This is a genomic window from Shimia sp., from assembly GCF_041624275.1.
In the GTDB taxonomy this organism is placed as follows: Bacteria; Pseudomonadota; Alphaproteobacteria; order Rhodobacterales; family Rhodobacteraceae; genus Shimia.
In genome coordinates this window covers 1-6,736 of record NZ_JBFJVE010000170.1, presented here as the reverse complement: position 1 = coordinate 6,736, position 6,736 = coordinate 1, and the positions used below count along the sequence as shown (strand labels likewise).

The window sequence follows — 6,736 nt, the reverse complement described above, 5'->3', positions numbered from 1 at the left end:
GGGCAGGAAACGGCGCATATATGATTCGATAGTCGGCTTTGGCGTCGAATCATAGCCGGGATTCGGCTGCGGGTCGCGCAAAGGGCGCCAAACCGGCCCTGATGCGGCCCCGATGCGACGGCGATTTCGGCGCAATTTCAGCCGAGTCCGTAGTAGTTGGTATTCCCAGAAGGCGAACCCGGGGCTAGGCTTCTTTCACTTGCAACGATCCGTCCGCATGCCAAAGACCATGCCGGACTGAAAATAATCTGGGAGGAAGAACTCTATGGATCGTCGTTCTTTTCTGAAAACTTCTGCTCTTGGCGGTACCGCCGCAGCGGCCACCACTCTGGCCGCGCCGGCCTATGCCACCGGCAACCGGACCCTGACCATGGTCACCACCTGGGGTCGTGGTCTGGCCGGCGTGTTCGACGCCGCGCAGCGCGCCGCTGACAGCATCACCGCCATGTCCGACGGCTCGCTGACCGTCGACATCAAGGCCGCCGGCGAACTGGTGGGCGCCTTCGAAGTGTTCGACGCCGTGACCGCGGGTCAGGCCGACATGTATCACGCTGCCGACTATTACTTCGTCGGTCAGCATCCGGGCTATGCCTTCTTCACCTCGGTGCCCTTCGGCATGTCGGCCCAGGAACTGGCCAACTGGTACTACCATGGCGGCGGCATGGGCATGCATGACGAACTGGGCCAGATCTTCGGCCTGAAATCCTTCATCGCGGGCAATACCGGCGCCCAGGCCGGCGGCTGGTTCGCCAAGGAAATCAACGGCCCCGAAGACTTCAACGGCCTCAAGTTCCGCATGCCGGGTCTGGGCGGCAAGGCCCTGGGCAAACTGGGCGCATCGGTCCAGAACCTTCCGGGTTCGGAAGTCTACCAGGCGCTGGCCTCGGGGGCCATCGACGGCACCGAGTGGATCGGCCCCTGGGCCGACGAGAAGGCCGGCTTCCAGGAAATCACCAAGTTCTACTACACCGCCGGCTTCCACGAGCCGGGTGCCGCCCTGTCGCTGGCCACCAACCGCGAAGTCTTTGACTCGCTGTCGCCCGCGCATCAGAAGATCATCGAGATCGCGGCCGGCGAATGCCACCAGTGGAACCTGGCGCAGTTCCTCAACAACAACGGCGCGGCGCTGGTGCGTCTGCAGTCGGCCGGCGTCAAGACGCTGGAATTCCCCGACAGCGTCTGGGATGCCTTTGGCGCCGCATCGGCAGAAGTGCATGCCGAGAACATGGGCGACGATATCTACAAGGGTATCTACGACAGCTATTCGGCCTCGATGAAGGCCTCGTCGGGCTGGCTGCAGAAGTCGGAAGGCGCCTATCGGGCGCAGCGCGACCGCGTTCTGGGCTAAGTCGATTTAGCGCTACAATCAGGGCCTCCCGTCTCACGCGGGAGGCCCTTTCAGAACGACGCGCTGGCAAGCGCATCCCGTGGCAACAACAAGGGGATGGGGACAATGCTGGACGCAATTGTCTGGTTCTTAACCAATATCGGCCAAGCTTTTGTGAATTTCGGCTATGCGGTGACGCATCCGTCGCTGTGGCTGGCCTGGCTCGGCGGCCTCGAGACCGTGGAGGACAAGCAATCGCTGATGCGCTTTGTCTATTACGGCGCCTCGGTCGAGTTCTTCTTCGTGGTGTTCACCACCTTCCTGATCTTCACCGCCATCGGCCTGTGGAAAAACGGTTTCATGTGGGGCTGTGTGCGGGTGCTCGAGACCTTCGCCAACACGGTGGGGCGGTTCTTCGCCTGGGCCGGGTTGCTGATGGTGCTGCAGCAGATCGTCATCGTCTTCATGCAGCGGATCTTCACCGTGCCCGAGATCTCGCTGATCTACGGCGTCGATTTCCTGACCTTCGATGTCAGCTGGTGGGCCGAGGAGCTGAAGCTCTACAATGCGATGATCGTGTCGCTCTGCGCCACCTACACTTTCGTTCAGGGCAGCCACGTGCGGGTCGACCTGGTCTATTCCGTGGTCTCCTACCGGACCAAGAAAGCCATCGACATGTTCGGTTCGCTGGTCTTCATGATGCCGGCGGCGGTGCTGACATGGATGTACGGCTGGTTCTTCATGTGGCGCCACCTGATGACGCCCAAGGTCTCGGCCAGCGACAAGATCGAGCTGTTGATGAAGAAGGCGCGGATCCTGAAGTGGAACGTCGAGACCATCGGCTTCTCGCCGAACGGCTTCAACGCCTATTTCCTGTTCAAGGTGCTGCTGATCAGCTTTGCCGGGATGGTGTTCCTGCATTCCATCGCGTTTTTCTACCGCTCGTATCTGGAGCGCAAGGAAGGCATGGACAGCGACGGCAAATACCTCGACCGCGACACGCTGGGCGAGGGCGAAGAAGCCTATGAAGGCACACATTGAGCTAAGGGGCAGAAACCATGCTATTCGGACTTGATGGGGTCGAAGCCGGCCTGATTATCGTCTTTCTCTGCCTCTTCGGGGGCATTCTCTCGGGTTTCCCGGTGGCCTTTGCCATCGGCGGGGCAGGGGTGATCTCATTCGGGATCATCGCCGCGCTGGACAGCGCCGGGCTTCTCATTCACCAGGCGATCGACACCTCGTCGGCGATGTATGCCGACCTGATCGCCCAGGGGGTCAAATCCGACACCATATCGGTGTTCCGATACCCCGATCTGCCACGTATCGCCGAGCCGGTCTTTGCCGGCGGCTGGGAACGGGCACTGGACCGCAACCTGTCGTTCATCGTCAACCGCATGAACGAACGGGTTCTTGCCGGGGCCTCGATCGAGACCCTGCTGGCGGTGCTGATGTTCGTGCTGATGGGGATCACGCTGGAACGCTCCAAGATCGCCAACGAGCTGCTGACCACCATGGCGCGGGTCTTCGGCCCGCTGCCCGGCGGTCTGGCGGTGTCGGTGGTTGTGGTGGGCGCCTTTCTCGCCGCCTCGACCGGGATCGTCGGCGCCACCGTGGTCACCATGGGTCTGCTGTCGTTGCCGACCATGCTGCGCCACGGCTATTCGCCGCAGCTGGCCACCGGGGTGATCGCCGCCTCGGGCACGCTGGGGCAGATCATTCCGCCCTCGATCGTGATCGTTCTCTTGGGCACGCTGGCGGGTGATCTCTATTCCGCGGCCCAGGAAACCCGGGCCCAGGTGGCCGGCTGTTCCGATGCGCTGACCTATCTCGGGGAACCGGCCGTGGTCTCGGTCGGCACCCTGTTCCAGGCGGCGCTGATCCCCGGCATCATGCTGGCGGTGCTCTATGGGCTCTATGCCTTCGGCTATGCGCTGCTGAACCCGTCCAAGGCGCCGGCGGTGCAGCTCGGGGCTTCGAACAGCGAGCCGATCGGGCGCAACCACGGGCTGACCTGGTTCCTTGGTGTGCCGGCGCTGCTGGTGGTGGGGCTGATCGCGCTCAACACCGCCGGTGTCGTCGGCAGCCAGAACGTCACCGTCGACAGTTTCTCGGATGCCGGTCAGACCGCCAGCCTGCGCACCAAGGTAAGCCCGGAATGCCAGGCCTCGATGCTGGAACTGCATGGCCAGGCGGCCTGGGACCGGGCGGTCGAGGAACAGCGCGAGATCGATGCCGCCGGCGGCGTGCAGGAGGCCCGCAAGCTGACCGAGGCCGAACGCGAGGCCGCCTTTGCCGAGAATCTGGCGACGGCGCCGGTGATCGGTTCGGGGCTGGCCATCGGCTTCCTCTTGCTGAGCCTGGTGCTGACCACAGCGCGCGGGGTGGCCCCGACGGCGGACCCGCGGCCGCTGCTGGTCGGGCTGGCCGGCGTGGCGCTGGGTCTTTTGGCCGATGCGGTGCTGATCTCGCCGATCACCACGCCGGGCATCACGCTGGCGATCATCGCCGTGCCGCTACTGCTGATCTTCTATGGCATCCGTCACGCGGCGCGACTGCTGGGTCAGAACGAGCTCTTGCGGGTGGTGTTCCCGCCGCTGGTGCTGATCATCGCGGTGCTGGGGTCGATCCTTGGCGGCATCACCAACCCGACGCCGGCGGCGGCGCTGGGGGCGGGCGGGGCGATCATGCTGGCGGCCTATCGCAAGCTGCATGACCAGGAGAAATCCGGCGCCATCATCCTGTGGTCCACCTTTGCCATCATCGTGATGATTTTGGTGGGGGTGAATTTCGATCTGCGCATCAATGTCGAGAATGTCTCGACCGAGAACTGGATCGCCTTCGTGGTGGCCAAGATCGCCTATCTGTTTGCGATGTTCGGCATGCTCTATGGCTGCTGGGTGCTGCTGCGCGGCAAGGTGCTGACGCCGATCGTGCGTGAAACCGCCAAGGTGACCTCGATGGTCTTCACCATCCTCATCGGCTCGCAGCTTTTGAACCTTGTGGTGATCTCCTTCGGAGGCGAGCATTACATCCAGGGCTTCCTGAAGTCCTTCGACAACGAGTTCACGGTGTTCCTGATCGTGATGCTGGTGCTCTTCGTCCTGGGCTTCGTGCTCGATTTCCTCGAGATCATCTATATCGTGATCCCGATCGTCGGGCCGGTGATCTATGGCGGCACTTTCGATCCGAAATGGGTCACCATCAGGATAGCGGTCAACCTGCAGACTTCATTCCTGACCCCGCCCTTCGGCTTTGCGCTGTTCTATCTGCGCGGCGTGGCACCGAGGGAGGTCACCACCGGGCACATCTACAAGGGCATCATTCCCTTTGTGCTGATCCAGGTGCTGGGCCTCGGAATCCTGTGGTTCTTCCCCTCGATCGTGACCATCCTGCCGGCGTTGATCCCGAACTGATCGCCAATGCCGGTGTGACTGTAGACGCAGGGGCCCTTCGGGGCCCCTGTGCGTTTCGGGGCGCCCGGCGCACAGGCGGGGTGACGGGCCCCAGTGGCCCGTGCCTGCGGCGCGAGTATTTGTGAAGAGATGAAGACGGGCGCAAACGCCGAACTGCCAGGGGGAGGCGGCCGGGGCGGGCCGCATCCGTGCTTGGTCAGGGCTTGCCGGCGCGCAGGACGGGCAGGGGCGCTGCCCCACCTCGCCTTTCGCGGTGAAAGGCGAGGCTCCCCGGGATATTTCAGGCAAGAGAAAGCCGGGTCAGCCTTCGGGCCGGGCCGGCGCGACTTGCGGCGGCTGGGTCTTGCCCGCGGCCGGGGGTTTGCTGGGATCCTTGGCGTTGGGATAGACCAGCCCGGCCGAGATCACCAGTTTGGCCGCCTCTTCGACGCTCATCTTCAGCTCGATGATGTCCTTCTTGGGGAAGAACAGCAGAAAGCCGCTGGTCGGGTTGGGCGTTGTCGGCACGAAGACCCCCATCAGCCGGTCGTCGGGGTGGGCGGCGGCGATCTCGCCCTTGGCGTCGGTGGAAATGAAGCCGATGGCCCAGATGCCGCGGCGCGGATATTCGATCAGGCAGGCGGTCTCGAAATTGCGGTCCGACTGGGCGAAGACGGTTTCGGCGATCTGCTTGACCCCGGAATAGATCGAGCGCACCACCGGCATGCGGTCGACCAGCCGTTCGCCGAAGTTGATCAGCGAACGGCCGATCAGCCCCTTGGCGATCCAGCCGATGATCACGGTGAAGATCAGGAAGATGATGACCCCGACACCGCGCAGGTTGATGCCGATGTATTTTTCCGGCTGGATCGTCGCCGGCACCAGGGGCAGCACGACGCTGTCGACCCAGCCCATCAGGCCCCAGACCAGCCAGATCGTCATGCCGATCGGGGCGATGACCACAATTCCGGTCAGAAACGAGGCGCGCAAGCTGGCGAAAAGGCCGGGTTTGCGGGGGTGATGGTCTTCGTCGAAAGGAGAGGTCATGGGGCAACCATATGGCTTTGTTGCACCCTACCTAGGATGTTGTTGCGATGTGTTCAACATCTCGCCGCCCGATGCGCGTCATTTGGCCCGCGCGGCGATTTCGATGGCGATTTCGCTGGCCAGGCGCGCGTTGTTCAGCACCAGCGCGATATTGGCGGTCAGCGACCGCCCCCCGGTCAGCTCGAGGAGCCGGGCCAGCAGAAAGGGGGTCACGTCCTTGCCGTGAATGCCCTGTCGCGCGGCCTCGGCGGTGGCCTGTGCAATCAACGGCGCCAGGGTCTCGGCGGGGATCTCGTCGGCGTCGGGGATCGGGTTGGCGACCAGCTGGCCGCCGGCGATGCCCAGCGCGCTGCGCATCAGGTGGGCGGCGGCGATCTCGGCGGCCGTGTCCATGCGCAGCGGTGCCGGGTGCGGCGAGCGCGCCGACCAGAAGGCAGGGAAGGCCTGCTGGCGATAGGCGATCACCGGCACGCCGTGGGTTTCCAGCACTTCCAGCGTCTTGGGAATGTCGAGAATCGCCTTGGCGCCGGCGGCGACCACGGTGACCGGGGTGCGCGCCAGTTCGGTGAGGTCGGCGGAGATGTCGAAGCTTTCTTCGGCGCCCCTGTGGACGCCGCCGATGCCGCCGGTGGCGAAGACCGCGATGCCGGCGAGATGCGCGCCGATCATCGTTGCCGCCACGGTGGTGGCGCCGGTGCCGCCCCGGGCGATGCAGGCCGCAAGATCGGCGCGCGACAGTTTGGCGACCCCCTTGGCCCGTGCCAGCTGCTCGAGCTGACCACCGTCGAGGCCGATGCACAGCCGGCCGTCGATCACCGCCACCGTGGCCGGGGTGGCACCGCTGTCGCGGACCGTGGCCTCGACCCGGCGGGCGACTTCGAGATTCTGCGGAAACGGCATGCCATGGGTGATGATGGTGCTTTCCAGCGCCACCACCGGCGCGCCGGCGGCGCGCGCTGCGGCGACTTCG

5 protein-coding genes are annotated in these 6,736 nt (G+C 64.3%); 3 read left to right on the top strand and 2 right to left on the bottom strand.

Going from position 1 to position 6,736, the window contains the following annotated elements; all coding sequences use genetic code 11:
* Nucleotides 1-265 precede the first annotated feature (265 nt).
* From ABZD10_RS12395 to ABZD10_RS12385, 3 genes are all read left to right on the top strand, one after another.
* Nucleotides 266-1,348 (top strand): TRAP transporter substrate-binding protein, encoded by a 1,083-nt coding sequence (locus ABZD10_RS12395; protein WP_372886897.1) that lies wholly within the window; start codon nucleotides 266-268, stop codon nucleotides 1,346-1,348.
* 105 nt (nucleotides 1,349-1,453) lie between these two features.
* On the top strand, nucleotides 1,454-2,368 hold the full coding sequence (locus tag ABZD10_RS12390; protein ID WP_372886895.1) for a TRAP transporter small permease subunit: 915 nt from the start codon (nucleotides 1,454-1,456) through the stop codon (nucleotides 2,366-2,368).
* A gap of 17 nt (nucleotides 2,369-2,385) precedes the next feature.
* On the top strand, nucleotides 2,386-4,740 hold the full coding sequence (locus ABZD10_RS12385; RefSeq protein ID WP_372886893.1) for a TRAP transporter large permease subunit: 2,355 nt from the start codon (nucleotides 2,386-2,388) through the stop codon (nucleotides 4,738-4,740).
* A 300-nt stretch (nucleotides 4,741-5,040) separates the two neighbouring features.
* Here the strand turns inward: ABZD10_RS12385 and ABZD10_RS12380 are convergent, their stop codons facing one another.
* Both ABZD10_RS12380 and ABZD10_RS12375 read right to left on the bottom strand, forming a co-directional pair.
* Complete coding sequence (locus ABZD10_RS12380) at nucleotides 5,041-5,766, bottom strand: DUF502 domain-containing protein (RefSeq protein WP_372886891.1); 726 nt, start codon at nucleotides 5,764-5,766, stop codon at nucleotides 5,041-5,043.
* Between the two features lie 78 nt (nucleotides 5,767-5,844).
* On the bottom strand, nucleotides 5,845-6,736 hold an 892-nt coding region (locus ABZD10_RS12375), incomplete at its 5' end, for a pseudouridine-5'-phosphate glycosidase (protein ID WP_372886889.1).

Bases quoted from the DNA above. Each gene is read 5' to 3' on its own strand.
- ABZD10_RS12385 (WP_372886893.1), top strand. From the start codon at position 2,386: ATGCTATTCGGACTTGATGGGGTCGAAGCCGGCCTGATTATCGTCTTT.
- ABZD10_RS12390 (WP_372886895.1), top strand. From the start codon at position 1,454: ATGCTGGACGCAATTGTCTGGTTCTTAACCAATATCGGCCAAGCTTTT.
- ABZD10_RS12380 (WP_372886891.1), bottom strand. From the start codon at position 5,766: ATGACCTCTCCTTTCGACGAAGACCATCACCCCCGCAAACCCGGCCTT.
- ABZD10_RS12395 (WP_372886897.1), top strand. From the start codon at position 266: ATGGATCGTCGTTCTTTTCTGAAAACTTCTGCTCTTGGCGGTACCGCC.